A 25,578-nucleotide genomic window follows, 5' to 3' on the forward strand; every position below is an offset into this window, starting at 1 on the left:
GATCCCGGTGGCAACGGGTCCGCTCGGCGGCATGTAACAACCCGACAAGCGGGCTGTGGCCGGACTCAGGGATGATGTGCGGTGTAGACGGCTGAACGGGATCGCCTTGGGGAGGCGCGAGGCCATGCGGCAGATCGGGTTGTACTACCCGTACGTGCACGTCCAGGACGACGTCTGGATGAAGACGGCAGCTCTGTACTGGCCTCAGATGGCCCGGGTGGTCCCGGACGGTTATCCGGTGCGCGACACCGATTCGGCGCGAGCGCTCGCGGATCAGCTCGACTTTTTCGTCCCGGTGTCGCCCGGCACCGCACCGGCGGCCGTCGAAGCGCCCTTCCTAGAGGTGATCCAGGAGCACGCCGGCGTGCTTCGGCGGTACTACCAGGTCGACGAGTGGGGCCGTAGCCTCGCGGTCCCGCCGGCACTACGTCGTACCAACGCCTACGTTCCCCAGACGGTGGCGCGCACCCACCACGACGACCGGCCGCCGGGACACGTCGCCCACCTGTACTGGAAGGAGGTATCCCCCAACCTGCGCGAGGCACTGATCCAGGAGGGGCTGGCGATCAATACGGATCGGCCGACGTACGAAGGCAGCAACCCGCTGGGCACCTGGATCTCGATGGACCCCATGCTCGCTTGGGTCTACAAGTGCGCCCTCACTGACGAGCTGGCTCGCCGGAACCGTCTCCTGCCCACGACTGACCAGGTCGCGGCTCACGCGGCGAACGAGGAGTGGACCACCGAGCGGATCGTCCGAGTGCTCCTGCGCGGCCGACAGCCGCAGGCCGACCACCCGGTGACGGCCGTCCTCGGGGAGCTGGCCGTTCAGATGGTGCTGCCAACCGATATGGCGACCGTTCCCGTCGAGAAGGTCATCGAGCTTCGGCAGAATTACGCGACGGAGTTTGACGCCTTCATGACCACGGTGGACACAGTCGCCGGCAAGATCCAGGAGGAGATCGTCGGGATCGAGAACCGTGAGGTCCTCGCGGCGTACCTCCGGCAGGTCAACAAGCAGGAGTTCGAGGCGCCGCTCCGAGAGCTGAAGGCGGCCATGAGGAGCCTGAAGCTCGAGGCTACGACCGGTGTGCTCAACGTACAGACGCAGACACCTGCCGCGCTGGGCGCGGTCGGCGGGTACCTCGGCGGCGGACTGCCGTACGCCTCTGCGGTCGGCGTCGCGTTCGGCCTCTTCGGCTACACCCGGCAGATCAGCAAGCAGCGCGAGGACGCCCTCGGCGGTTCCCCGGTGTCCTTCCTCCTGAGGGTCGAGGCTGGCCTCCGCCCCGGGAGCCTGGTCCGCCGCCTCGCGAGCCTCGCCCCCCGCGCGGGCGCCCGGTGAGTCCCTGCTACCGGATTGGACCCCGTGGACGGGGCAGGGCGGCGGCACGCTTCTCCTGCGCGATCCGGGCTTGATCCCGCTGCTGGGCGTCCGCCTGCGCCTCCGCCGTGACAGGACCGCCGAAGGTGACTGCAGGTGCCGAGTCGACCGGATCGAGGAAGTATCTGGCGGGCGGCCGGGTGGACCGAGCAGGAAGGTGCAGGCGGGCGACGCCAGCCGGCAGTTCGGCACGAAGCGTCCCGTGCCAGCGGATCCATAGCGCCGGGTGCCCGCGAAGGGCTTCGTCGCGGAGCTTGTCCACCGCGGTGCTGTCATCCGTGCGATCGATCTCCACCGCGACCGGCGGATCGCTGCCCCGGATCAGACGCAGGTCCAGGTAAGCCGACCATGGTGGTGACCAGTAGATGCGGCAGCCCCCTCTCTGCTCGCGAGGCGGGTCGATGTACCGGATCGGGGCCTCCCATCTGGTTCTCCACCCGGACGCCCTTGCCCACTGCGCGACCGCAACGCTGATGCACTGGGTTGCCCGCGCACCGGTCAAGCCGGCGAAGGTGAAATGGGTCTGGGACAGATACGTGTGCAGGGTGGCGGCGAGGGTCTCGGACTCGCCGACTACCGCTGGTTCGATGGCCACCCGCTGATTCTCGGCGCTCGCACTGACAATGCCGCCTCGAACTCCACACCGGCACAACGGGTTTAGTCGAGCCTTCCCGGCGCTGCCCGCGTGGCAGCGCCTGCCTCGTACGGTCGCACGGTTGTGGTCACCGTACGAGGCCTGCCAGCGCGCCAGTCACACGCCGAACAGCATGTCCTGGTAACCGCCGCCTGACTGGGTGAGCTGTCCACTTTGGTCGTTCTCTTCACCGGCGAAGGACTGCTGCTGCGCCAGGTGTCCGGGCAACGGGACGCGAGTTTCTGAGGCTGGACACAGAACGAGCTGGCGGCGCTGCTGCTTGTGGTCAGCGATCGCGCCAAGGCCGATAGCGTCCACCGGCACGACGGCGACGGACCTGCCGCAGGAGGGGCAGTCGATCCGGGGCATTCTCATGGGCTGATGATCCCGCACGGGAGCGACAACGTGCGGGCCGCATCGGGGGAGAATGCGGACCGCCGGTTCCAGCAGCCCGGCCATAGCCGTTGAAACGGCCGGCGTGTGATCGTGTATGCTGACGCCCAGACTTCAGAGCTTGGCGCCGGTCTAGAATCTGCGTCAATCTTTCGGTGGTCATAGCGAGAGGGAAACGCCCGGTCACATTTCGAACCCGGAAGCTAAGCCTTTCAGCGCCGATGGTACTGCAGAGGGGACTCTGTGGGAGAGTAGGACGCCGCCGAATATTTGTTACGATTCGCCCCAGTAGATCTCATCTGCTGGGGCGAATCCATTCCTGCGCATGCTACTCGGCGTTCGAGGTCGAGCTATCGCGCCATTCCAAGAGGCCGCTGGGCTCGTCGAGGAACCAGGCAAAAGAGCCGTATGCGAGCTGGGGAAGGCATGTCTTTGCCGTGGACGCATTGCGCGAGGCGAAAGCGGTCAGGAAGCGGCACTTGTCTTCGGCAATCTCAGAATCCGCCGCCCATTTGAGGATTGCTTCCTTGCGTTGATCGTGGACGGGGCCGTCCGTGGCCACGACCTCGATGAACCAGAAGGTTCCGTGAGTTGGGTCAACGTCCGCGATAATGCAGTCAACAAGAAGCACCTTGGGGTCGACGGGCATCCCGAGCTCTTCGAGGGATTCCTGGTCGTCCGGGTTGATCTTGTCATCGGATTCTGAGATGAAGAGAACGTGAGGGTCCGCGAGGAACTTGGTTGCAAACTCCTCGACTACACCCTTAATGATCTCGTTGCTCTTCCCCTTCTTCAGAACGCGGGGCGAGGCGTTGGGCCGCTCAACCTGGATGCCTGTAGCCGTGTTCTTCGCCCGCTTGCGCTGGGCGTGGGCCCTTGTCTTGCCGGCCTTGTCTAGATTCTTGTCCTGCCACTTCTCAATCTCTGCCTGAAGTTCCTCGCCCTCAAGTGACGGGTCGAAAAGCGCTGCGAACTCCGGGTTGAATGTATAGCGCGCGTAGGAAGCGGTGGTGTCAATGCCGGAAGTTATCTGGAGGACGTTGTACTTTGCCCACTTCTTGAGAGTGTCATCCCTGACCTGCTCGCGAGAGTCAGACGCATACCAGCGCTCACCGCGCTGAAAGTTCTCCGCAGCGCAATATTTTTCGACCGCGCCGTGAGACTTCATGGCTGCTTTGTAGTAGCCAAGGCGCTCAGCCGACTCCGTGCGAGCGGCAATTGTGTCGCTCATCCAAAGCACGGTGGAGGGGCGGATCGGGTTGACATTGGCAATCGCGCCCACGTACATCATGGTGAACGCAGTAGCTCCTGCCGCCGGATTGGCGGTGTGCGTGCTACCTGTCAGAGCTGCCGGCAGGATCCTCTGAAGGCGTTCCTCGTACTCCGTTCGCGACGGCAGGAGGGCAGGCAGGGGTGGCGGAGTGCTATCCGGACTGGTCACGAGGACTGACCATATACGCCTTCGATCGCTGCCTGCAGGTCTTCCGGAGAGAGCGCTGACCACTCCTGTAGCACGGCGGTGCTTGGAAGTGGCAGAGCAGACAGTTCGTAGGCCGAGACCGCGACAGAGCCAGTGAGGCACCGGTATAGGCGATCAACAGCTTCGGAGTCGAGGAGCGCGGTCAGCAAGGCCGGGGTCAACGGGCTGTCGTCCTGACTCGCCGTCAGGACGTTGACGTGGTTCTCTACGACCACACGCCCGCCCCACCGGCCGAGGGCCTCCTGGTCCAAGGCAGCAGCTAGCAGCCGACGTGGCTGTTCAGGGGCAGTCGTTCGCTGGACTAGAACGGCGGGGCGGTCTAGCACGAGGACGGCCTCGTCCTTCGGCCGGAGGGCCACGTAACGGAGATCATCGCGATTGGGGTCCTGGTGCAGTTCACCGCCGTCCAGGTCACCAGCCCAGACGATCTTGATTGATGTGGCCTTGGGCTTGCTCGACAGCTGATCCTTGTGCCGATTCCAGACCAGCGGGCCAGTTGACACAGTCCAGTGATAGTCCGCTAGGCGGTGCGACATTGTCTGCGCTGCCTTGATGAGGGAGTGGTCCTTAGGATCGCGCGGCAGAAGCCACGGGCCGTCGCCCTGGTCCGGCAGCCGCCCCTTCCCAACGCTCTCCCGTGTAATGGAGCCGTTGACGGTCAGGCGCTCGCATGTGGCTTCGTTCTTCACGCTGTTGTGCTGGAACGTGGCGAGTACGGTCTCCTGGAGGACGCCCGTGGAGAACACGCCGGTTCGATCCGTGACGTATGTCAGATGCGTCAGAGGGGCCGTGGTGGACAGGTAGGCGCGAAGACGCTGGAAGTACGAGCCGCCGAGCCAGCCGGCAGGGACCAGAGCGGACATGACACCGCCCGGCGCTAGGCACTCTGCGGCGGCAGCCATAAAGAGGCCATAGCGGTTCGCATGCCCATAAAGGACATGACTCCACCTCTTGCGGTCCTCGTCAGTGAGGCGGACACGGCCATAAGGGGGGTTGAGGATGCAGACCTGTACGGGGCGCGGGGGAGGCGTCAGCCCGTCCCCGACTCCGATTAGCGCGGGCAGGATGCTCCGCCGGGCCGCTGTGATTTGTGCCCAGGTCGGAAGGAGCTCAGCTGCCAGGATGGCATTGCCAAGCCAGACGGCAGCGGCGTCCAGGTCACGACCGCCGATGGCAGACGTGACCTCGCGGAGGACTTCGGCAGGGGAGCGGTCTGCCTGCGCGGTCAGCCAACCGCGGAGAGCTGGTAGCAGCAGCATCCCGGCTCCGCTCGCAGGATCCCAAACGAGGCCAGCGGGCGTCTCACCCAAGGTCGTGACGGCTTGGTCGTAGAGCGCAGTGGCCAGGGCAGGCGGGGTGTAGTGCCGCCCGTCGGCGGTCCGGACAGAACTGTCCAGAGCCGTGACGTAGGCGTTAGCGAGGGCCTCGGGCGAAGCGTCGACGAGGTCTTCCCGCGGGGCGATGCCGATCAAGAGACTCTGGTCGAAGCCAGACTGCGCGACTGCCTCGTCCAGCCGGAGAGCGCTGGCCGCTCTGAGCCGTACAGCCGATGCGCGTCGCGCCCACCACTCGGGCACGGTAGCGAGCACCGCTAGCGCTTTCGGAGACAAATCCTTGGTGCCGTTCGCTTCCATCACTGCGCGTTGGGCGCGATTCGTCCGGGCCGTCGGAATCGGTGCTGCCTCGACGTCAGTCACCTGAGAGGTCCTCCCGTTTTCGTTACTTGATCGTTGCTTCTCGGCTCGGCCTGCCGAGCTGCTCAGGTGTCCAGCTGCAGGCTGCCCACCTGGCGATTCTCCGGGGCGGCCCGTTTCGGTACCTTGCGAGGATGCCACATCCGCCTCTTTGGGATGAGCTGGTCTGCCTTTCGCATGTCTGCGTCGCGGGGCCAGCGGGTTGGAAGGGAGAAGGGGGCAGCGCCCGCCCTGGGGCGGACGGACGCTGCTTCGACATGGCCAGGCGCTCCTATGCCGACTCTGCCGTGCCCGGTTCAGTCGTCTTTCGCGGAGGTGCGAGCCTCGGGAGACGCAAAGCACCATGATCGGTGACTACTGACAGCGTTGGGCGGCGACTGTGGGGGACAAGCTGGGCGACCTTCTCGGCCGCATCCTTCGCCAGGTCGTCGAGGACGGTCTGGTAGGTGTCTCGGGTGATCCGGGTGTCCGAGTGGCCGAGGGTCTCGGAGACGACCTTGATGTCGACCCCGGCGGCGAGCATGAGCGTGGCCGCGACGTGGCGAAGGTCGTGGAGACGGATCGGGGGCAGGCCGGCGGCGGCAACCAGGCGCTCGAACAGGTCGGACATTTTGCCCGGGTGAATGATCGAGCCGTCCTCGTTGGTGAAGACCCGACCGGTGTCCTGCCAGGCGTCACCCCATTCGAGTTTCTCCTGCTGCTGGCGCTCCCACTGGAGGTCGAGGTGCTGGTCGGTTTCGTCGTCGAGTGCGAGCCAGCGAACGCCGGAGGCGGTCTTCGGGGCGCCTTCGTAGACGTCCCAGCCATCCTGGATGAGCTGGGTGGCGATGGCGATGGCCTTCACGGCCTTGTTGCGGTCTTCCCAGCGAAGGCCGCAGGTCTCGCCGCGACGAGTGCCGCGGAAGGCGATGGTGCGGTAGTAGAGGTAGAAGCGGTGCTCGGCGATGAAGTCGAGGAAGATCGCGGTCTGGTCCGGGGTCCAGACCATGACGGGGCTCGGCTTCTCGCCGGTCTCCTTCCACCGGACGATTCGTTCGGCGGTCCAGACGAGAGCCTTGGGCTTGGTGCCAGGCAGCAGCTCGACGTGTGCGGCCGGGTTGAAGGGCGGCATCTGCTGCTGGGCGATGGCGACGTTGAGGGCGGCGCGCAGGGTGTCCCGGATGTGAGGCTGGGTGTTCAACCCGGTGATGCGGCGGAACGGCGGCATCTGGTCCAGCTGGGCCTTTAGCCACTTACGGCGTGCCCGGTTCTCCGCACCCTTCCACGGGGTCGCGTCCAACTCGGCCTTGACCGCGCGCCGTTGCTCGTTCTGCTCCTGGATCTCGATGTTCGCCTCGTTGATGTCGTCGAACATCTTGCTGACGTGCTGAACGCGGAGCTTGTCGAGCCGGTGGCGGCCAAGGTGGGGGTCGAGGTGGTTGCGGATATCGCAGTCGTAGCGCTTCCAGCCGCCCCGGCTGAGCCGCTTGCGGCCGTCCAGCCATATAGCGAGCCATTCACCGACGGTGATCTTGGTATTGAGCGGCTGGCCGGTGGCGACCCGACGGCGGACCTCGTCGTAGTCCGGGAGCGGCGCCTTCTCCTTGAGGCAGCTCTCGAGGAGGTCGCTCATCTGGAGTTGGCCCCAGGCATCGTCCTCGTCCGGGATGGCGAGGAGAGCGCGGACCTTGTCCAGTTCCTCCTGGGCCTTGGTCGAGGTCTCGAAGCCTCCGCGCCGGAAGCGGCGGCGCCGGCCTTCCTGGTCGGGCTCCAGCTCCTGGAAGACCGTCCAGACGCCGTGGCGGCGGTTCGACTTGAGCTTGGGGCACGACGCCCCGTACTCCTTGCCGGTGCCGGGGTTGGTGCAGCGGCACCGGCGGGAGATCGTGCCGTTCTTCACTCTCTGTCCTCTATACGTCCTTCGTCCGCGGTCTGGTCGACGCCGGTAAGGCCGTCGGGGAGGGCGGGCGGGACGAGACCCCGCTCACGCATCCGCGTCCGGAAGGAGGAAAGCTCCTTGCGGTCGGCTTCCGCGTACTCCTCATAACCGGCGGCCAGCTCCAGCAGGGCGGCTCTACGGGCCGGGGCCGGGGTGGTGTTGGCGGCCCGGCGGCGGTCTGTGGCCAAGACGGCAGATGCTCTGGCCGCCGCCACGAGGTCGCCGTGCTCCCGGAAGGTGTCCAGCACGTCCCGAGGACTGCCAGGCGGGGCCGGTTCCGTGATCGGCGTCTCCCCGGTGAACCACGCGAGGGCGTCCCACGTCGAGACCTCCCTGCCAGGGAGTACCTCCACGGTCTCGGTGGTACCGAGGGGGAAGAGGAGAGCTACTGGCGGTACGCCGAGCGAGTCCGCAAGGGCGAAGAAGTCGGTGAGCGTGATGCTTGTTCGGCGGCCCGATTCCAGGTTCTTGATCGTCTGGTCGGTGATCTCCGGTAGGCCGCGTTCGGCGCAGCGCTCGGCTACGGCCGGCATCGTGAGGCCGGCCGCCTTGCGCGCCTCGCGCATGGAGTGCGCGACCTGGGCGGTGAACGTCGTCGACCAAAGGTCTGAGGTCATGAGTGCACTTTACGACCGAGAAAAGTGCTGCCGCAACTCCGTGATACAACGATTCGCGTCACAGCGGCACGAATCACGATCAGGAGAGCACCATGGCTGCACCATCCTCTGATGGCATGACCGTCGACGAGCTGCTCGCCCTCCCGGTGGCCATCGACCTCGACACTGCGAACCGGGCACTCCGGATCGGCCGCTCCACCGGCTACGGGCTGGCGAAGGCAGGGCAGTACCCGGTCACAGTTCTCCGGCTGGGCAGCGCCTACCGGGTTGTGACGTCCGACCTGCTGAAGCTGCTCGGGATGGAACGCCGCGCCGACTCCGCCCTGCCGGCGGCCAGCACTGGCGAGGGCCACGGGCTCTGCGCGTAGGTGTGCAGCGGCGGACGGGGCAGGCAGGCCGCAATTCAGCAGCAACCCGTTAGCCGAAGTCGCGCCCGGCCCCCGCCAGGTCCCGGTAGTTCGGGTATCGGTTGCGTAGCGAACCTATGTGCTCGACCAACTCGTCGGTGTACTCGAAGTATTCGCCAGTCTGGCGCAGGTGGGCGAACTCGTGGTGCCGTTGTGCTTCCTCGTACGTCCCGCCCGGCTCTACGACCAGTAGCCGGGGAGCCTCTCCGAACGGCCGAAGGTCGCCTGCATTGAACCTGCTCCGCACGTTCTGGGATGTACCGATCTTGATGAGGTCGGGTCGGGAGCGCCAGAAGGCGTAGTAGACAACGCCATCGCTGTGCAGGTGCGCAGAATCCAGGTCGTAGCCGAGCATGGAGGCGGGCAGCCTGTCCCGCTTGGACTTCGGCTTCGGCCTGTCCCGCTGTGGCCGTCTTGAAGTCGACTTCACGTGCTCCATGATCAGGTCGGCTGCGAGTTCCGCCAGGTGTCGTCCGCACAGTGCCACGCCTTGTGGGTGCTCCTCGGCTTCGTTCAGGCAGCTCAGGGACGCGCACGTTGCATGTGGGAAAGGCGTGGTGCGCGCGGGGACATCCGGAACGGGATGCTCGGGTGCTGGTGCACCTGAGATCCTGGCCGCATGCTCGCCGCACACCGGGATGTCGAACGGGTATGACGTCGCGGCGTTGAAGCATCGAGTGGACGCGCAACGCGTATATGGGGGCACGAGCCGGACCGTACCGACTGCCTATGACAATGCGTCAGCCGCGGGTCTCCGGGCTCGCCTCGTCTTGAGCCTCGTGGCGCAGCGTCAGTTCGCGTGTTCTACAGTCTGCCCGGCCCAACAAGTCCGGAGCTGTCCCGCGGGCGTCGCGTCCCGGACGGGCTACGCGGCTGTGACGTCCTCCGGACCGTTCAGCACGGGCAGCCAGGCCAGGCCCCATCGCAGCGGCACGCCCCGCGTGTCCTCCAGGTAGGCGGGGACCTCGATCCGGCTGGGCAGGGGAACGTGTTCGCGTAGCAGCGATTCTGCAAGGCTGGTGAGTTTGGCGTCGCCGATTGCCGGGATGCGCTCCTCAATCAGGGCCGTGGCGCGGTCCGGGGCGGTCACCAGCTCCCGGACGGTGTCGACGGTAACCCTGGCCACGGAGCGGTACTCCATTGCGGCGGCGAGCAGCAGGAGCGCGAGCGCATCAAGGGCGTGGACGGCGTGCATATCGCGCGGAAGCTCGCCGTCCGGCTGCCATTTCGGCTCCACGAGCCGGGTCGCTCGCCGCACCGCTTCGACCCACCCCGGGGTACTGCTCAAATCTGTGAGCATCTCCGCGCGGCCGCGTAGGCCCAGCTTCTCGATCATCCCGTCCCTTCCTGTGGACATCGCTACCCATTGTGCGGAATTTGCACTCCCGCCATGCCACTTCGAGTGAACTGCTCGGTGATCTCGTTCGTTCGCTGACTGATCCTGCGTCAGCCAGAGCCGGTAGGGGCGGACCCAGATGTCCTCCGACCCGCCCAGCCGGCCTCAGCGTCGGAGCGCGGTCATGAACCCCCTAACTGCCTGACCGCTGTGCTGCGGGAAATGTTCGAGGGGTCGAGGTCGATCCAGACAGGGCGGTGGTCGGAAGCCGCAGTGCTGGCCTCGCTCACGTGGACGCCGTAGCCGGTCAAAGCCGGGGCGACGGGTTGGGTGGGGAGGATGAGGTCGATCCTGCGCTCACCCCACGGGTCGGGGTCGCCTTCGCCGTCCCGCCAGTAGCTCACCGTAGGCTGCCACGGCGCGCCGAGATACGCGGCTGCGTCGGCCATGAAGCCGCGCCGGAGCAGGGCGGCGCTCGGCCTGCGGTCGGCGAGGTTGCTCCCGCCGATCGTCTCCGGGACGCACTGGTACTCCAGGTCGTCATGGTCCTGCCCGGTGTACGGCTCGGTGTCGTAGTAGCCGCCGGTGGGTGAGGGGGCGGCGGAGACGCTGTTGAAGTCGCCAAGGAGTACCCCGGACTTCACCCGGCCGGTGCGCCGGTAGAAGCCCTTGAGCCGCAGCGCCTCGTTGTAGCGGGCATCGGGTCGGAACGGGTCGCCGTGGTAGCTCGCCACCGTCAGGGGCTCCCTCGCGCCGACGTCCAGGCCCAGGGTGGTGACGCCGTGCCAGAAGTCCGGCGCGCCGATGGCACGAAAGCTGCCGCGTATGGGGGCGACGGTGTCCGGGTTCCACAGGATGGCGGTGTACCAGGGCTGGTGGACGTTGTGGGCCATCGCGACTTCGGCGGGGCCTTCGGGGACCGAGCAGGCCAGGCCGCAGTCGGCCGCCAGCCGGCGCAGGATCTCTGCGGCTGCGTCGTCCCAGCCCTGGCGGTCGGCGGTGTCGACAAGGACCTCCTGGATGGTCAGGACGTCGGGCGCCATCTCCCGGATCGCGGTCGCGCGGGCTCGGCTCCTGACGGAGTCCTCCTCTCCAGGGCGGACCTTGTAGACGTTCAGATTTGCCAGACGCACGTTCTTCCTTCCGGGGCGCGGCGGAGGCAGGCCGGGTGTCGGCCGGCCCGTCGGGTGCCGGCCGGCTTGGCCGGCACCCGGGTCGGGATCAGTGGGTGTCGGCGCCGTCCCGGCCGCGCGTCTGGCCGGGGACGGTGATGTCGTACTGGCGGGCCTGGAGCAGATACGCCTCGCGGTAGTGGGTGGCGGGTCGGCGGGCCATGAGGTCTGAGTGGCTGCCCTCTTCCACGAGCCGGCCGTGGTCCAGGACGAAGATGTGGTCGGCCTTGGCGGTGGCGCCGAGCCGGTGGGTGATCAGGACGACGGTGACGCCGAGGTCGGTGAGGTGGCGGATCTGCTCGAACGCGGCGACTTCGGCCTGCGGGTCGAGGGCCGAGGTGGGCTCGTCGACGACGACCAGCGCCGGCAGCCGGTTGTCCTGGTCGGGGGTGGTCAGGCGCAGGCGGGTACGGGCCAGGGCGACCTTCTGCCACTGGCCGCCGGAGAGCTGGACGCCGCCCTCGAAGCCCTTGGCCAGCAGGGTCTTCCACCCGCGGGGCAGCTCTTCGATCACCGGCTGGAGGTCGGCGTAGTCGGCGGCGGCGTCCAGGTGCTCCTGGCCGAGGGTGACCTCGGGGCGACCCAGCATCAGGTTGGCCCGCAGGGTGAAGATCCACCGCTGGAAGTTCTGCGCGAGCAGGGCGACGCTGCGGAACTGCTGGTGACGGTCGGCGGTCGCGGTGTCGACACCGTCCCACAGCACCCGGCCCTGGTGGGGCTGGTAAACGCCGCACAGGATGTTGGCCAGCGTGGACTTGCCCGAGCCGTTCGAGCCGACCAACGCGATGACCTTCCCCTGCGGGATGGTCAGGCTGACCTTGTCCAGCGCAGGGACGTCGCGGCCGGGGTAGCTGAAAGTCACCTCTTCGACCGTGATCGTCTCCGGGCGCTTCGGCAGAGGCGTCCCGCCGGTGGGGATCGCCCGACGGTGGCCGTCACGGCGCAGCTGGTCGAGGTCGCGGACGAACAGGCTCTCCTCGTAGAGGCGGTTGACCTGGGAGACGAGGCCGCCGATGCTCGCGGAGCCGGTGCGGAGGGCGACGACGGCGGTGCCGGCGGCGGCGAGCGGGATGGAGCCGTCCACGACGAGCCAGCCGAGCAGGGCGAAGGCGCCGGTGGTGGCGAGACCGGCGAGGGCGGCGGTGACCAGGTCCGTGCGGGCGCGGGCGCCGGCGAGGCGGGCTTGCTCCTGTTCGGCGGAGGCGGCCATCTGCTCGTAGTGGTGCAGCAGGAAGGGGCCGCTGGCGTGGACACGCTGCTCGGCCGCCGAGTAGGGCCGGATCATCATGTCCGCCAGCGCACTGCTGGCGCGGGAGTGCTGGAGCCAGGCCCGGGTGGAGGCGTACTGGCGGCGGGCGGTGAGCACCGCTCCCCAGCCACGCGGCGCGGTGATCAGCACCAGCATCGGCAGCAGCGCCGGGTAGAGGACGGACAGCACGCCGGCGGCGGAGACGAGGGAGAGGCCGGCGGTGAGGACGGAGGTGGCCTGGCCGATGATGTTCTGCAGTGACATCGCGCCCCACCGGGCGCTGTCGACCTCCGCGAGGAACTCGGGGTCCTCGATGGCCTCCAGCTCGGAGCGGCTGACGATGCCCAGGAACTCCACGGTGGCCCGGCGGAAGACCGCCGGCTCCAACCGACCGCCAGCCCAGGTGGAGAGCGCCGACAGGACCGAGGAGAGCGCGGCCAGCACGCCGACGGTGACGACCGCCGGGAGCGCGGCGCGCAGAACCTGCCCGACCTCCCCGGGCGCCAGGATCGCCGACAGGGCACGGTTGGTGGCGATCAGCGCGGCAGCCGCCGCAAGCCCGCGCAGCACCTCGGCACCGACCAGCGCGATCAAGGCCCGACGGTCGGCCTGCCACGCCATCCGCCCGGCCAGGCGCAGGAAGCGGGGCATCTGACGCGCCACCGCCCAGAACGTCACCTCCCCGCTGGCCATCTCGTGCTTGGCCCAGCCATAGTCGTAGCGCATCGGCCCGCCGAACAGCAGCTGCTCGCTGGCGGAGACACCTTCATCGGTCACGGGCTCGGTCGGATCGGTCGGTCGGTTCTTCAAGCGTTCTCCTCAACTGTGCGGACACTGCTGCGGGGTGGGTGTTACTCGTTCCCGGGCGGAGAGAGCGGGCCGGGGGCCAGGCGCTCCAGCAGCCGGTCCACGCTGCCGTCGGGCCGGTAGAGCGTGCGGTAGGCGTACGGGTGCCGCCCGCCGGGCAGCGCGGCAACGCCCTCCTCGGTGACGGTGCGGCCCTCGGTGATGGCGAGCAGCCGCAGGTCGACGTCCGCCCGCAGAACCGTCTGCTCACCCGTGAGCGGGCGGCGGTGACGGCCGACCATCTCAGGCCCCGACCAGGGCGCGCAGGTCCTCCGAGGCGTCCCAGCCGTAGGTGGAGAACCCCCGCCCGTCGCCGGAGAGGTAGGCGGTGAGCGCGGCGTGCGAGGTCGGGAACATCGGCGTGGGCAGCGTGTCAGCGTCCACCCAGACGACTGCGAGGTGCTTGTCCGGCTCGGTGTTCGTCAACTCGCCGCTCCAGGACGTCGCGGCGAAGACCGAGAGCAGGAACGGGCCCTTACCATCCCAACCGGCCTTGACCTGGATGGTGTGGACCAGCCGCAGCTCCGCGGGGGCGACGACCAGGCCCGCCTCCTCGCGCAGCTCGCGGGCCGCGGCCTCGTCGAGGCGCTCGCCCTCCTCGACCTTGCCACCGGGGACGGTCCAGGCGGGCACCTTGGACCAGGAGTCGTTGGCGTAGTGGACGCAGGCGACCTTGCCCACCTTCTCGTCATGGACGATGACGCACACGGCCTGACGCAGTGACTGCACGGATGCTCCAACCGATAGGGAGAGAAGGGGTGTTCACGCAACGGGGTTCGGGTCGCGCAGCAGGTCCAGGACGGTTCGGGCGTAGCCGAGGACCTCCTCGTCGCGGTGATGGTCCAGGGCCCAGCGCAGGGCGGCAGGGCAGTCGATCGCGGCCCACGCCCGGCACGCCGCCCGCTCCTTCGGCGTGAGGTCGCGGCCATAGCCTGCGGTGAACGCGGAACGCAGGTCGGGCCGGTGGGGTGTGAGCTGGAGCGTGACCCGCATCAGGTCGCGGCGGGCCGGGGCCTCGACGTGGCCGCGTTCGAAGTCGATCACTCCGAGCGCCAGCCAGTCGCCGTCGCGGCGCACGATCCAGTTCCGGGGGCCGAAGTCGCCGTGGCAGTAGGCGAGCGCGCTGAGCGGGGGGTCGGCACGGGTGGCCTCGGCCAGAACCTCGACGTCCTCATTCGACAGACGGGCGTCGCGGGCACGGGCGAGCGCCCGTTCGCGTTCCTGGGCCCAGGGCAGGTACTCGCCGACGGGCGCGCCGGCCGTCGGCTGCGCGTGGATCGTGGCCAGGAGCTGCCCGGCCTGCCGGTACACCTCCTGCTCCTCGGCGGTGGAAAGGGCGGTACTGATGACGGGGGTGCCGGGTAGCGCGGTGGTGACGACGAGCAGCGCGGGCGCGTCGGCGGCCAGCAGGGACGGGGCCCGACCTTCGCCGAGGGCCGGGGCGAGCAGACGGTAGGCGGCGGTCTCCCGTTCGTGCATGAGCGTGTTCTTGTGGCGCTTGGCGAACAGGCGGCGCCCGCGTCCGTCGACAACCTCCCAGACGCTCGGTTGCCCGGCGCGGTCTTGGGAGCGCACGCCCAGCAGCTCGTACGGACCTGCCACCTCGCGCAGCAGCCGGTCGGCGGCCCGGGGCAGGCGGGGCGTGGTCATGCCGGCCAGCCGACGGTGGACAGGGCCTTGCCGCGGGTGAGCTCGCCGAGTGCGTGCGCGGTGTAGGGAACGATGTCGTCCGGCAGCCGGTCGAGCGGCCACCAGCGCAGTTCCGCGCACTTGTGCGGTTCGGCGTTGCGGACCAGGCCACCGTAGCGGGCGGGACGGAAGAAGAGCTGGAGGCGGCTGCGGCCGTCGTCGGCGTCGAGGTGGTGCAGGGTGTGGACGAGGGTGAGGTCGTCCTCGGCGATGAGGATGCCGAGTTCCTCCTCGGCCTCGCGCGTCATCGAGCGGGTGACCGTCTCGCCGGGCTGCATGTGTCCGGCCGGAACGTGCCACAGGCCATTCGCGTAGCTGGTGTTGCGGCGCCGACCGAGCAGCACCACGTTCTCGTCGATCAGGACGAGGTGGACGCCGACGATCAGGGTCGGCGGCTCCGCATCGGGCACGTGGGTTGCCGGGCGGTCCGGGTGGCCGGTGCCACCGAGCCGGGTCACGAGCTGCTCCCGGCGGGCTGGTCGGCCGCCGTGGTGAGGAACGTCAGGTAGTGCCGCATATAGGGTGGAACGGTGAGAGTGGGGACCTCGTCGAGGGGGACCATGCGCACGGCCAGGCCCTCGTCGCCGAGCCGTAGGTCGCTCTCGTCTCCGTCCCAGACGGTGTGCAGGACGCGGGTGAGCGGGTGGACGAGTTCGTGGTGCGGTCCGGGGACCGGCCGCAGCCCGGTGACCTCGATCCCGGCCTCTTCCAGGACTTCGCGGGCAGCTGCCTCCTCCGGGCTCTCCTCGCCCTCGCGCCAGCCACCGATCGGCGTCCAGTGGCCCGGCCAGGCGATGCCCGGGTTGTGATCGCGGTGGTGCATCAGCAGCCGCCCCTGCCGGTCGGTGACGAACGCCATGATCCCCTCGAAGTCGTCGGGCGGTCCGGGGCGTTCCAGGTAGAGCGTCTGGCCGCAGCGGTGGGCTCGCATGATCTGCAGGAGCCGCTGGTAGCGGGCCGGTTCCATCAGAGCGCCCCAGTCGTGGGCACTCTCGAACCGCCATTCGGTGTGCTCGGCCGGATCGAGGCGGATCTGGGCCTGCTGCTCGGGGGTGAGGACACCGCCCTCGAAGACGTAGCCGCAGACCGGTACGGGGTACTCGGTGCCAGCCTGCTCGTGGATGACGGCGACCAGGTGCCGCCGGGCGATCACCTCGGGGTTCTCGGCGGCGAGGTCGAGGCCCAGCTCCTCCTCGGCCTCGCGCAGGGCGGTGGTGAAGGGTGTCTCGCCGTGCTCGACGTTGCCGCCGGGGAAGTTCCACACGTCCGGGTTGATGGTCGAGCGCATCCCCAGGACGCGGCCCTGCGGGTCGGTGACCAAGAGGCAGCCGTAGGTGCTGGGACGGGCGATGGTGGTGACGTAGCCGCCGACCGGCCGCCAGCCCGGGATGTCCAGGCGGCGGTTGAGCCACTCGATCACCGCGCGCTGCCGATCGCTGGTCGGCGGCAGCGAGTCCGGGTGCGCCCACTGGTGGCTGTCGTGGTCCCTGGAGAGGGCGACCTCGGTGCCGTCCGGAACGACGGCGGTGAAGACGAACTGCCGCACGCGCCGCCTGCGCTGGTTGGTGAAGTCGAGATGCCGCACATACTCCAGGGCCAGGCCAGTGAGCCCGGTCTCCTCGGCGAGTTCGCGGGCCGCGCCGGCGGGCACCGCCTCGCCGTCCTCCCGGCCGCCGCCCGGGTACTCCCACAGGCCCGGCAGGACGTCGTGCGGGGACCTGCGGATCATCAGGACCCGGCCCGAGGCGTCGCGCACCACGACGCCGACGCCGATCCGCTCGATGCCCTCACGGAAGGCGAGTTCGGTGAGTACGTCGAAGTCAATCACTGAGCGGACTCCTCGATGTCGCGTGCGGCCACCGAGCGCAGGTGGTCTTCGAAGAAGCTGCGGGCATCGCCGCCCATCCGGGCGAGCATCACCAGGGCGGACAGCGCCACGTCACAGGTCTCCCGGCGCACGTCGTCCCAGTCATGCGAGAAGCCCTTGCGCGGGTTGACGCCGAGCGCCCCGATGACCGCTTCCGCGACCTCCCCGGCCTCCTCCTGCAGCTTGAGGGCCTGCACCGTCCACCGCTGCTCGTCGCTGCGGTCATCATGCGCATCGAGCCTTGCCGCAAGGGAGTTGACTGTGTCCCAGACCTGTTTCATGGGTGAGGATCCTGTCCGTGTTCGAGTGGGCCGATCAAGTACTCCGCCGATATGGCGGTTCCCGGCGAGCCCGGGGCATTTCGATTCCCCGGTGGGCCGGTGCCGGCGCGCGGCAGGCTGTTAGTGGTCATGAGACGGGCACCGCGGCAATGTGGTCGTCGAGACGCTTGACGTCCCTGGTGCTGGTGAGGGCCGTGTACTGGTTGAGGCTGGCCGTGTACCAGCCGAGGGCGACGTCCGGCTGTCCGGCGCGCTCTGCGGCCTGCCCGAGGAACTCGGTGGTGCGGGCGGTCCAGTGGCGGTGGCCGACGTCGGCGAACTCGCGCCGGGCCTGAACGAGTGCGGCGACGGCGAGATCGTGCTGGCCCGAGAGGGAGTAGCCCTCGCCGAGGTAGGCCAGCGCGCGGGCGGAGTTGAGCGGGTCGGGCGGCTGGAGGTCGGCGAGATCGGCATGGGCCGTGCGCAGGACGGGGAGGGCGAAGTCGGTGTTCCCCTGACGGGCGGCGGCGGAGCCCAGGAGAATCCCGGCGAGCCCCGCGCCCCTGCGGTCGTCGAGGTCGGCGTAGAGGCCGAGGGCTTCCCCGAGGAAGACCTGGGCCTCGTCGTTGAGCCCGGCGTCGTGGAGTGCCGCTCCGATGCCGGAGGTGTATTGGGCCACGCCAGACCTGTCACCGGCTGCTTGGGCCAGCGCGGCAGCCCGTGAGTAGTGGGTGGCCGCGTCGGAGTGGCGTTCGGCGGCGACGAGGCCGAGGGCGAGGGTGGAGGACATCTCGCGGATGGCCATCGGGTCGCCCCAGCGGAGCGCGGCGCGCAGTCCGGCCTCGTAGACGATGATCCACATCGGGACGTCGCGGTGGTAGTGGAAGTGGGGCCAGAGGTCGGAGGCGAGGGCGCAGGCGATCGCCGGGTCGCAGCGGTCGATGGCGGTGATCATGGCCGGGCCGACGGCGGGGGCGATGGCCTCCAGCCAGGCGAGGGCCTCGTGCCGGTTGGTGAAGCGGACCGGCTCGACGGGGCGGCCCAGGGATGGGCGGGGCAGGACGCGGTGGTGCGGGGTGAGGAGCTGGGCGCAGGCGCGGGCGGCTTGGAGCAGGTGGGCGAGGTAGCCGGTGCAGGCGTCGTCGGCGGCCAGCCTGGCGGGTGCTCCGACGCCGATGGCGGCGCTGCGGACGGCGGGGCGGAGCGTGTAGAGGTTGCCGCGGACGGCGGCGCGGTGGGCGGTGTCGAGCAGGCCCCGGGCGGCCAGCTCGGTGAGGAGCAGCCTGGCTTGGTCGCGGGTGGTGCCGGTCGCGGCGGCACCGGAGGCGAGGTCGAGGTCCGGGGCCGGGACCAGGGCGAGCCGTCGCAGGAACCCGGCCTCCTGTGGTGACAGGTGGGCGAGGGCGGTGTCGACTGCGTGGCGCACGGGGTTGTCCGATCGGGTTGCCCCTGATGGGGAGGGCGCGGGTAGGCCGGCGCGCAGCGGCAGGTCGGGCTGGAGGACGAGGTCGGCTGCGGCGAGCGCGATGGCCAGCGGCATCCCGCCGTGGAATCCGACGAGGGCCGCCGCCCCGTCCGGGTCGCGCCCGGTGCGTTCCTCGCCGACGATCCGCGACAGCAGCCGCAGGCCGTGCTCGGCCGCCAGCGGTTCGAGGCGGTGGTGGACGGCGCCGTGGGCCAGCAGCGCGGGCAGCGGGTCGCGGCTGGTGACCACGACCAGGCAGCCCGGCGCCGCCGGAATCAGCGGCAGCACCTGACCGGCGTCGGCCGCGTCCTCCAGCACCACCAGCACGCGCCGGCGGGCGGTCTCACTGCGCCACAGGCCGAGCAGGTCCTGTTCGGCCCAGGGCAGCGGGGCATGGTCGCCGAGGCCGAGCGAGCGCAGCAGTGACCGCGCGACCTCGGCCGCCGTGGCGGGGCCGCCCGGTGAGTGCGCGCGCAGCCGGACCACCAGCTGGCCGTCCGGGTACCGGCTGGCCAGCTGGTGGCCCAGCTTCGTCGCGAGGGCCCGCTTGCCGACGCCGTCCGGGCCGGTGATCACCACGACGGGTGCAGTTTCGTCCGCGGGGGCCCGGCCGAGGAGGGCGTCCAGGGACAGCAGCGCGTCCTCCCGGTCGGTGAACACGGCAGGGACCGGGGCGAGTTGGCGCGGCACCGGTGTCGGCAGCGAGGGCGGGCCCGGGTGGAGGTGCACGCCGCCGGTGATGGTGCCGGCCTGGACGGCGGTGGCGACCGAGGAGCTGTCGATGGTGTTGCGCACGTCGCCCCCGCGCACTACGCGACCACGGCGGTGGGTGCCGCCTGCTCGACAGCTGCCCTGGGGCGGGGCGGTGCGGCCCGCCGGGTCCGGGACCTGGGGGCGAGGCGGTCGGCGGCGTCGACCATGCTCCAGTGCGAGAACGCCTGCGGGTAGTTCCCGAGTTGACGCTGGGCGAAGGGGTCGTACTCCTCGGCGAGCAGGCCGAGGTCGCTGCGTAGGGCGAGGAGACGGTCGAACAGCTCGTGGGCCTCGTCGGTGCGGCCGATGGCGGCGAGGTTCTCGGCGAGCCAGAACGAGCAGGCGAGGAAGGCGCCCTCGTGGCCGGCGAGGCCGTCCACGTTGCAGCCGGGCTTCTCGTGGGTGGCGTAGCGCACTACCAGGCCGTGTTCGGTGAGGTCGCGCTGGATGGCCTCGGTGGTGGCGATGACCCGCTTGTCGTCGGCGGGGAGGAAGCCGGCCTGGGGGATCAGCAGCAGGGAGGCGTCGAGGGCCTGGCCGGCGTAGTACTGGGTGAACACCCCGTGTTCGATGTCGATGCCGCGGGTGCAGACGTCGTGGTGGATCTCCTCGCGCAGCGCGGCCAGGCGGACCAGGACACCGGCTTCGGTGCCGGGGCGGCGCTCCAGCAGCCGCAGGGTCCGGTCCACGGCGACCCAGCACATGACCTTCGAATGCGTGAAGTGGCGTGCCTCACCCCGGATTTCCCAGATCCCCTCGTCCGGCTCCCGCCAGCGCAGCTCCACCTGGGAGACGAGCGCCAGGAGCAGGGCGTCGACCTGCGGCGAGGACGGCAGGCCAGCGTCCTCGGCGAGCAGCAGTGTGTCCGCGAGCTCACCGAACACGTCGAGCTGGAGCTGGCCGACGGCGCCGTTGCCGATGCGCACGGGCTGGGACTCCTCGTACCCGGGCAGGTGGTCCAAGACCTCCTCGTCCAGGTCGGTGTCGCCGTTGATGCGGTAAATCGGCTGTAGGCGTTCGGGGTTGATCGTGGTGAGGAGCCACTGCCGCCAGCGACGGGCCTCCTCCAGCTGTCCGAGCCGGATCAGGGCGGCGATGGCCAGCGCGCTGTCGCGCAGCCACACGAACCGGTAGTCCCACTGGCGTTCGCCGCCGAGCTGCTCGGGCAGGGAAGTGGTGGGCGCTGCGATCACGCCACCGCCCGGGTGGCACATAGCCTTGATGGCGAGGGTGGAGCGCACCACGGCCTCGCGGTAGGGGCCGCGGTAGGTGCACCCCCGTGCCCACTGCTCCCACGACTCCACGGTCGCGTCCAGCTCGGCGAAGGCGTCCGGCGGGATGGGCGCGGGCTTGTTGGAGGGCTTCCAGGTGAGCGAGAGCGCGATGCTCTGGTGGGCGTGGAGGGTGATGTCGGCCCGGCACACCCCGTCGCGGTTGACGGTGTGGGAGGGGCCGTCGAGCCAGTACGAGTGCGGGTAGGTGGTCGCCGACAGGCGCGGGGTGCCGTGGTTGAAGCGCTGGATGGTCGGCAGCGTGGCGCCGTAGTCGGTACGGGGCCGGAAGACGGAGGCGACGCGCACCACGCCGCTGACGCACTCGATGATCCGGATGATCTGCGGTTCGGCATTGTCGGTGACGTCGGGGCCGGGCATGAAGTCGGTGACCGCGAGGACGCCCGTGTCGGTGTCCCACTCCTGGCGCAGGACCATGGTGTCGCCCAGGTACTGGCGGCGGTCGGCCGGCGGCGGCGGGGAGCCGTCGTAGACGGCCGGGCCGACGCGCCAGAAGCCGTACTCCTCCCCTCCGAGCATCGCGGCGAACACCGCCGGGGAGTCGAAGTCGGGCATACAGGCCCAGTTGATGGCGCCGTCCGGGCGGACCAGGGCGGCGGAGCGCGTGTTGCCGAGGAGGGCGAGGTCCTCGATCCGGAACGGAGCAGGGGCGCGGAGCATGGTCGTCCTGACGTGGGCGGGAGAGTTGGTGGTCAGCCGCGGACGGCGGCCGGGGTGGCGAGCGCGGCGAGGGCGGCGGTGACGGTGCCGGCGAGGGAGTCGGCGACGGGCAGCCACGGCATGAGGTTCGCCAGCAGGACGCGGTTGGCCTTCTGGACCGGGTCGGTCGGGTCGCACCCGACGACCACCGTCCCGGCGTACGGGGAGAAGAGGCCGGCCTCGTAGCAGTCGTGCACGCGCACGTGGCCGAGCGGGTTCCAGAACAGGACGACGCTGGTGCGGCGGATGTTGGTGTCCTGCCAGCCGAACGGGGCCCACGCGGCGTAGGGGTCGGTGGCCGGGTTGCGGGAGGGGCGCGGGTTGAGGACGGTGCCCTCGAAGCCGGCGCCCGCCAGCAGGTCGACCGCCTCCAACTGCCATTCCGGGCAGCCGATGGTCGCCCCGGCGAGGAACACGGATTGCAGGCCGTCCGGCTCGAACGGCTCCGGCGCCTCGATGTAGCGCAGTCGCTCCGGTCCGCCGTCGCGTACGCCGGGGGCACGCCCGAGGGCGACGGTGTGGTGGGTGGGTGGTGTGCTCATCTGGTCTCTGTGGTCGAAGGGGTGCGGCCCTGGCCCGAACGGCCGCCATGGGTGGTGCGGGTCGTGCTGCTCAGCCGGGGCGGCGGGTGCCGGTGCGGCCGGGGTCGTTCGGGGGCGGCGTGCGGTGGTTGACCAGGCGGTCGGCGACGCCGAGGGTGGTCAGGGCGGCTGCGGCGAAAATGCCGAGGTAGACCGGTCGGCCGATCTCAGCGAAGTGCTCCAGCAGGTAGACGGCGCAGCCGCCGACGATCACGCCGAGCAGGAAGCACAGCACCGCGAGCGCGATCCGCCCGGGTCTCGGCCGGGCGCTCACGGCGCCGCGCTCCTCGTCCCGGCGGTGCAGGCGAGCGGTTCGGCCGGCCACGCGGGGTCGATATCGCTCAGCAGCACCAGCTCGGCGAGCACCCCGACGACGACAGCCTGGGGCTGGGAGTCGACGTTCAACGCGGTGAGGAGGGTCTTGGTGTAGCTGCGCATCGTCGTCGAGGAGATGCCGAAATCCGCGGTCAGCTCCGGAGTGCTGCGACCGCCCGCCCAACCGCACAGGACCTGCGACAGCCGAGGGGCGAGGGAGGGCTTGATGGTCAGTGCCCCGCTGGGGTGCACGGGCTGGGTGACGATCCGGTGAGCGGTGGCCCAGCCCGCGAGCTGGAGCACGGTGCGGGTGCCGGTCGTGACGAGGACAGCCTCGATCGCGCTGCGGACCCCATCCGGGGCCAGCCGTGTCTCGGGGTCGGCGGCGATCTGCTCGAAGCTGGCTCCGGCGGCGGTCAGGACGATCAGCCGACGCTCGGCTGCGGCGAGGACGGGCAAAGAGGCGGTAGGCACGGCGTCTCCAACAGGGCCGTTCGGGCGGTTCACAGGTGCTGCGGGATCGGCGCACCCGGCGCTGCCAGGTGGAACAGCAGCCGGGCCCCGAGCCGCTCGGCCTGCCCGGTGCCGACGACCAGGACCAGGTCGCCGTCGGAGGCCAGCTCGCCGATGCGCTGTTCGGGGCTGGGCTCGGACGGGCCGGTGCGGGCCTGCTGGACCTTGCCGTCGCCGAGCTCGTTGCGGGCGGCCTGCTCGACGGCGTCCAGCGGGTCGGGCACGGCGTGGTGAACCAGCGGAGTGCTGACCGGCAGCAGCAGCGCGTGGTCCACACCCTCGAGCGCGGCACCGAGTTCGGCCGCGTGCGCGCTGGTGCGGGCGATGCCGTCCGGCTCCAGGACCACAAGCAGGGAGCCCTCGGTGAGCATCCGGGCGGCCTCCACGTCCTGGGCGACCTCGCGCGGGTGCCGAGCCCGGGAGTCGACCACCGTGATGCCGCGGTGCGAGCCGAGGGTGGCGAGCGAGCGCTCCACCCCGCGGAAGGAGGCGGCGCGCTCGGCGACGGCCTGCGGGTCCTCGCCGAGCACCAGGGCGGTGGCGATGGCCGCGCACACCGCGAGCGCGTGGTGGCGTCCGGCCACCGGGAGGACGAAGGCGTGGTCCGTGTTTTGGTAGCGCATGACGACGCGGAAGTCCTGGCCGGTCCAGCGCGGTGTCATGATCCAGACGGTGGAGTCGGGGTCGGTGCCGACGGTGACCACCTGCTGGCCGGGCACGGGACGGTCGCCGAGGCGTTCGCGCAGGTTCGCCGTGCTGGTGTCCCAGGTCGGCAGGACGACGACGGTTGCACTGCGGCCGAGCCTTTCGGCGGCGTTGAGGCCGGCGATGTTGTCCTCGAAGTGCGGGGCGGTGGCACTGGTGGCGAGGATCAGCGCGGCGGCGAACCTCGGCTCGCTGTGCAGGAAGTGCGGGGCGGGGCGGTGCTGCCAGGCACCGGGCGGAGCGGCCTCGTGGGTGCCGGCGTCCGGGCACAGGTCCACGACGACCCGGCCGCCGTCCCCCGCGTGCCCGGCGGCACCATCGCGAGCCGGGGCGGTCAGTATCCAGCCCGTTCGCCCGTCGTCGAGGACGTGCGCCAGGGCCGCTGCCGCGGTCGCGGTGCTGTGGCTGCCCGCCACGGCCACCGCCCCGGCACCGGCCTGGACCGAGAGGGCCTTGAGCGCGACAGCACGTCCGATGACCGGCAGCCGCAGCACCTGGGCACGGTCCAGCTCGGGGTGCGGCCCGGCGACGACACCCGACCAGACCACCGCTGTGCGGTCGGTGCGCACGTGGCCGGCGTCGAAGCCGACGTGGACCCGCACGCCCGCTGCTTCGAGCGCGGCGACGACGGGGCTGTTCCTGGCGGCTTCGGGGATGCTGCCGGTGACGTCGGCGCCGGCCTCGGCCAGCCACCGGGCCAGGCCCTCCATGCCGGGGGCGAGGACGTCGACCAGGTGCACGGCCGTCAGCAGGCCGGGAACGGACGGCCGCGGATTGGTTCCGACCACGGTCTCGGGTCGGGTGGTGGTGTCCATGGTGTTCTCCAACGGGGAAGCGTGGTGTGGGGGTTGGGTCCGGACCGGGCGCGGGGAGGGGGATTCGACCCGCGACCGGCCCGGGGCTCATGCCTGGACGAGACCGCGCTCGACCTCGGCGTCGGTGACCTGACGGGCGTGGTGGTCCAGGTCCATGCGGGCGATCCGGGCCAGGTGCGCGACCACCGGTTCCTCCAGTAGCTCACCGGCCAGGGAGCTGGCCTCGAAGCTGCCGACGGCCTCCTCCAGCGACTGCGGCACCAGCGGCGCATCGCGCTGCTCGTAGGCGTCGCCGCTGACGGCGGGCGGGGGCTTGAGGCCGGCCTCGATGCCGTGCCGGATTCCGGCGAACACCGCCGCCAGGGCGAGCAGCGGATTGGCGTCCGCACCCGGCAGGCGCACCTCCAGCCGCAGGTTGCGGCCGTGGCCGACCACCCGCACCGCGCACGTCCGGTTGTCCCGGCCCCACGTGAGGCGGGCCGGCGCGAAGGAGTGCGGATGCAGGCGCTTGTAGCTGTTCACGTACGGCGCCCAGAGCGGGGCGACCTCGGGCAGCACGGCCAGCAGGCCGGCCACCGCCTGCCCGCCCCGCTCCGACAGCTCGGTCCCGTCCACCGGGTCGGCAGCCAGCACCGGCCGGTCGTCGAAGTCGGCCAGCGACACGTGCAGGTGCAGGCCGCTGCCGACCCCGGTGGACGGGGCCGCCATGAACGACGCCGTCAGACCGGCTTCGTCCGCGACCGTCCGGGCGGCGTGCTTGAACAGCACGTGCTGCTCGCACGCCAGCACCGCCTCCCCATACGGGAAGGTCACCTCGACCTGACCGGGCGCACCTTCGCCCTTGACGGCCTCGACCGGCATACCAGCGGTGGCCAGGACCTGGCGGAGCCTGCGGCCGAACTTCCGCACCGCGGGCGGATTGTCGAGACCGTAGTCGCCGTTGGCCCGCACCGCGGGGCGAAGGCCCCTCCAGCCGGAGGCCGCCGCGTCCCGGGCGGTGCCCTCGTAGAGCACGAACTCCGTCTCGATCCCCACCGCCGGCACCACGCCGAGCCCGGCGAGCCGGTGCAGCTGCTCGGCCAGCACCGTGCCCGGAGCCAGCGGGTGAGGCCACCCGCCGCTGATCGGCTCGGCGAGCACCAGCGCGGTGCCCGGCAGCCACGGCACCACCCGGGCCCGCCGGGTGTCCGGCAGCACAGCGACGTCGCCGAACCCGGACTGCCAGGAGAACGGACCAGTCTGCGCCGGGGTCATGCCCAGGTCGGTGCCGAGCACGTACGCGCACATCTCCGGGGACAGCGCCCCCGACCGCAGCCGCTCCACCAGCTGGGCAGCGTCGTACTCCTTGCCCTTCAGCCGGCCCTGCGCGTCGACCGTCGCCAGCAGCACCGTCTCCAGGCCGCAGGCGGACACCAACTGCTCCAGCGGCCCGGTCGGCGACACTGCCGTGGCCGGGGGCTTGGTCGCGCGGGAGCGAGCGGCCCGCATCGTCGC

Annotated in this window: 25 protein-coding genes and 1 rRNA gene; 3 read left to right on the plus strand and 23 right to left on the minus strand. The window is 70.3% G+C overall.

The genetic code is table 11. The features are described from left to right. Window positions 1-55 precede the first annotated feature (55 nt). Entirely contained in the window at window positions 56-1,345 is a 1,290-nt protein-coding gene (locus tag BS80_RS22750) for a DUF6236 family protein (protein WP_157536490.1), read from the plus strand. Between the two features lie 7 nt (window positions 1,346-1,352). On the opposite strand, the gene BS80_RS37970 is transcribed toward BS80_RS22750, so the two are convergent. Next, window positions 1,353-1,979: a hypothetical protein gene (locus BS80_RS37970; protein WP_051966928.1), complete on the minus strand. Its 627-nt coding sequence runs from the start codon at window positions 1,977-1,979 to the stop codon at window positions 1,353-1,355. 156 nt (window positions 1,980-2,135) lie between these two features. Next, a complete protein-coding gene (locus BS80_RS22760) occupies window positions 2,136-2,393 on the minus strand; it encodes a hypothetical protein (RefSeq protein WP_157536492.1) in 258 nt (85 codons plus the stop codon). A gap of 169 nt (window positions 2,394-2,562) precedes the next feature. Between BS80_RS22760 and rrf the strand changes: the two genes are divergently transcribed. After that, a 5S ribosomal RNA gene (gene rrf / locus BS80_RS22765) occupies window positions 2,563-2,679 on the plus strand. A 60-nt stretch (window positions 2,680-2,739) separates the two neighbouring features. Here rrf and BS80_RS22770 read toward each other — a convergent pair. From BS80_RS22770 to BS80_RS22785, 4 genes are all read right to left on the minus strand, one after another. Next, window positions 2,740-3,915: a BsuBI/PstI family type II restriction endonuclease gene (locus BS80_RS22770; RefSeq protein ID WP_332262189.1), complete on the minus strand. Its 1,176-nt coding sequence runs from the start codon at window positions 3,913-3,915 to the stop codon at window positions 2,740-2,742. Beyond that, window positions 3,849-5,588 carry an Eco57I restriction-modification methylase domain-containing protein gene (locus tag BS80_RS22775; RefSeq protein ID WP_198045581.1) on the minus strand — a complete coding sequence of 580 codons (1,740 nt, stop codon included), beginning with the start codon at window positions 5,586-5,588 and terminating at the stop codon, window positions 3,849-3,851. Before BS80_RS22775 ends, BS80_RS22770 begins: the two co-directional genes overlap by 67 nt. 268 nt (window positions 5,589-5,856) lie before the next feature. Further along, a complete protein-coding gene (locus BS80_RS22780; protein WP_035800122.1) occupies window positions 5,857-7,464 on the minus strand; it encodes a site-specific integrase in 1,608 nt (535 codons plus the stop codon). Beyond that, window positions 7,461-8,120: a helix-turn-helix domain-containing protein gene (locus tag BS80_RS22785; RefSeq protein ID WP_035800125.1), complete on the minus strand. Its 660-nt coding sequence runs from the start codon at window positions 8,118-8,120 to the stop codon at window positions 7,461-7,463. The genes BS80_RS22780 and BS80_RS22785 overlap by 4 nt, the downstream gene beginning before the upstream one ends. A gap of 92 nt (window positions 8,121-8,212) precedes the next feature. On the opposite strand from BS80_RS22785, the gene BS80_RS22790 reads away from it, so the two are divergent. Continuing rightward, a complete protein-coding gene (locus BS80_RS22790) occupies window positions 8,213-8,488 on the plus strand; it encodes a hypothetical protein (RefSeq protein WP_035800128.1) in 276 nt (91 codons plus the stop codon). A 49-nt stretch (window positions 8,489-8,537) separates the two neighbouring features. On the opposite strand, the gene BS80_RS37975 is transcribed toward BS80_RS22790, so the two are convergent. From BS80_RS37975 to BS80_RS22875, 17 genes are all read right to left on the minus strand, one after another. Beyond that, on the minus strand, window positions 8,538-8,882 hold the full coding sequence (locus tag BS80_RS37975; protein ID WP_157536498.1) for a hypothetical protein: 345 nt from the start codon (window positions 8,880-8,882) through the stop codon (window positions 8,538-8,540). 510 nt (window positions 8,883-9,392) lie between these two features. Beyond that, a complete protein-coding gene (locus BS80_RS22800) occupies window positions 9,393-9,863 on the minus strand; it encodes a hypothetical protein (protein WP_035800130.1) in 471 nt (156 codons plus the stop codon). Window positions 9,864-10,045: 182 nt separating this feature from the next. Beyond that, window positions 10,046-10,996 (minus strand): endonuclease/exonuclease/phosphatase family protein, encoded by a 951-nt coding sequence (locus BS80_RS22805; protein WP_051966931.1) that lies wholly within the window; start codon window positions 10,994-10,996, stop codon window positions 10,046-10,048. Window positions 10,997-11,084: 88 nt separating this feature from the next. Next, complete coding sequence (locus BS80_RS22810) at window positions 11,085-13,094, minus strand: ABC transporter ATP-binding protein (RefSeq protein WP_035800133.1); 2,010 nt, start codon at window positions 13,092-13,094, stop codon at window positions 11,085-11,087. A gap of 41 nt (window positions 13,095-13,135) precedes the next feature. Next, on the minus strand, window positions 13,136-13,372 hold the full coding sequence (locus BS80_RS22815; RefSeq protein WP_035800135.1) for a hypothetical protein: 237 nt from the start codon (window positions 13,370-13,372) through the stop codon (window positions 13,136-13,138). A gap of 1 nt (window position 13,373) precedes the next feature. Further along, window positions 13,374-13,859, minus strand: coding sequence for an NUDIX domain-containing protein (locus tag BS80_RS22820; protein ID WP_035800137.1), 486 nt, complete (start codon window positions 13,857-13,859; stop codon window positions 13,374-13,376). Between the two features lie 33 nt (window positions 13,860-13,892). Beyond that, window positions 13,893-14,780 carry an aminoglycoside phosphotransferase family protein gene (locus tag BS80_RS22825; RefSeq protein ID WP_051966932.1) on the minus strand — a complete coding sequence of 296 codons (888 nt, stop codon included), beginning with the start codon at window positions 14,778-14,780 and terminating at the stop codon, window positions 13,893-13,895. Next, window positions 14,777-15,277 (minus strand): NUDIX hydrolase, encoded by a 501-nt coding sequence (locus tag BS80_RS22830; RefSeq protein WP_051966933.1) that lies wholly within the window; start codon window positions 15,275-15,277, stop codon window positions 14,777-14,779. The genes BS80_RS22825 and BS80_RS22830 overlap by 4 nt, the downstream gene beginning before the upstream one ends. Beyond that, a complete protein-coding gene (locus tag BS80_RS37980) occupies window positions 15,274-16,647 on the minus strand; it encodes an NUDIX hydrolase (protein ID WP_051966934.1) in 1,374 nt (457 codons plus the stop codon). Before BS80_RS37980 ends, BS80_RS22830 begins: the two co-directional genes overlap by 4 nt. Then, window positions 16,644-16,967, minus strand: a complete 324-nt coding sequence (locus BS80_RS22840) for a MazG-like family protein (RefSeq protein ID WP_035800138.1) — start codon at window positions 16,965-16,967, stop codon at window positions 16,644-16,646. Before BS80_RS22840 ends, BS80_RS37980 begins: the two co-directional genes overlap by 4 nt. A gap of 127 nt (window positions 16,968-17,094) precedes the next feature. Further along, on the minus strand, window positions 17,095-19,206 hold the full coding sequence (locus BS80_RS22845; RefSeq protein ID WP_198045582.1) for an NB-ARC domain-containing protein: 2,112 nt from the start codon (window positions 19,204-19,206) through the stop codon (window positions 17,095-17,097). A 14-nt stretch (window positions 19,207-19,220) separates the two neighbouring features. Further along, complete coding sequence (locus BS80_RS22850) at window positions 19,221-21,116, minus strand: glycoside hydrolase family 15 protein (protein ID WP_063772034.1); 1,896 nt, start codon at window positions 21,114-21,116, stop codon at window positions 19,221-19,223. A gap of 32 nt (window positions 21,117-21,148) precedes the next feature. After that, window positions 21,149-21,697 carry a TIR domain-containing protein gene (locus tag BS80_RS22855; protein ID WP_035800143.1) on the minus strand — a complete coding sequence of 183 codons (549 nt, stop codon included), beginning with the start codon at window positions 21,695-21,697 and terminating at the stop codon, window positions 21,149-21,151. A gap of 70 nt (window positions 21,698-21,767) precedes the next feature. Further along, window positions 21,768-22,010, minus strand: a complete 243-nt coding sequence (locus BS80_RS22860) for a hypothetical protein (protein ID WP_035800145.1) — start codon at window positions 22,008-22,010, stop codon at window positions 21,768-21,770. Then, a complete protein-coding gene (locus tag BS80_RS22865) occupies window positions 22,007-22,525 on the minus strand; it encodes a LuxR C-terminal-related transcriptional regulator (RefSeq protein ID WP_157536502.1) in 519 nt (172 codons plus the stop codon). Before BS80_RS22865 ends, BS80_RS22860 begins: the two co-directional genes overlap by 4 nt. A 29-nt stretch (window positions 22,526-22,554) precedes the next feature. Continuing rightward, window positions 22,555-24,084 (minus strand): Mur ligase domain-containing protein, encoded by a 1,530-nt coding sequence (locus tag BS80_RS22870; RefSeq protein ID WP_035800149.1) that lies wholly within the window; start codon window positions 24,082-24,084, stop codon window positions 22,555-22,557. 87 nt (window positions 24,085-24,171) lie between these two features. Then, a complete protein-coding gene (locus tag BS80_RS22875; protein ID WP_051966935.1) occupies window positions 24,172-25,572 on the minus strand; it encodes a glutamine synthetase family protein in 1,401 nt (466 codons plus the stop codon). Between the last annotated feature and the right edge of the window lie 6 nt (window positions 25,573-25,578).

The organism is Kitasatospora mediocidica KCTC 9733 (genome assembly GCF_000744225.1).
Taxonomy (GTDB): Bacteria; Actinomycetota; Actinomycetes; order Streptomycetales; family Streptomycetaceae; genus Kitasatospora; species Kitasatospora mediocidica.

Excerpts from the sequence above, each read along its gene's own strand:
- BS80_RS22760 (WP_157536492.1), bottom strand. The coding sequence starts at position 2,393 with ATGAGAATGCCCCGGATCGACTGCCCCTCCTGCGGCAGGTCCGTCGCC.
- BS80_RS22785 (WP_035800125.1), bottom strand. The coding sequence starts at position 8,120 with ATGACCTCAGACCTTTGGTCGACGACGTTCACCGCCCAGGTCGCGCAC.
- BS80_RS22790 (WP_035800128.1), top strand. The coding sequence starts at position 8,213 with ATGGCTGCACCATCCTCTGATGGCATGACCGTCGACGAGCTGCTCGCC.
- BS80_RS37975 (WP_157536498.1), bottom strand. The coding sequence starts at position 8,882 with ATGCTCGGCTACGACCTGGATTCTGCGCACCTGCACAGCGATGGCGTT.
- BS80_RS22800 (WP_035800130.1), bottom strand. The coding sequence starts at position 9,863 with ATGATCGAGAAGCTGGGCCTACGCGGCCGCGCGGAGATGCTCACAGAT.
- BS80_RS22815 (WP_035800135.1), bottom strand. The coding sequence starts at position 13,372 with ATGGTCGGCCGTCACCGCCGCCCGCTCACGGGTGAGCAGACGGTTCTG.
- BS80_RS22825 (WP_051966932.1), bottom strand. The coding sequence starts at position 14,780 with ATGACCACGCCCCGCCTGCCCCGGGCCGCCGACCGGCTGCTGCGCGAG.
- BS80_RS22840 (WP_035800138.1), bottom strand. The coding sequence starts at position 16,967 with ATGAAACAGGTCTGGGACACAGTCAACTCCCTTGCGGCAAGGCTCGAT.
- BS80_RS22850 (WP_063772034.1), bottom strand. The coding sequence starts at position 21,116 with ATGCTCCGCGCCCCTGCTCCGTTCCGGATCGAGGACCTCGCCCTCCTC.
- BS80_RS22855 (WP_035800143.1), bottom strand. The coding sequence starts at position 21,697 with ATGAGCACACCACCCACCCACCACACCGTCGCCCTCGGGCGTGCCCCC.
- BS80_RS22870 (WP_035800149.1), bottom strand. The coding sequence starts at position 24,084 with ATGGACACCACCACCCGACCCGAGACCGTGGTCGGAACCAATCCGCGG.
- BS80_RS22875 (WP_051966935.1), bottom strand. The coding sequence starts at position 25,572 with ATGCGGGCCGCTCGCTCCCGCGCGACCAAGCCCCCGGCCACGGCAGTG.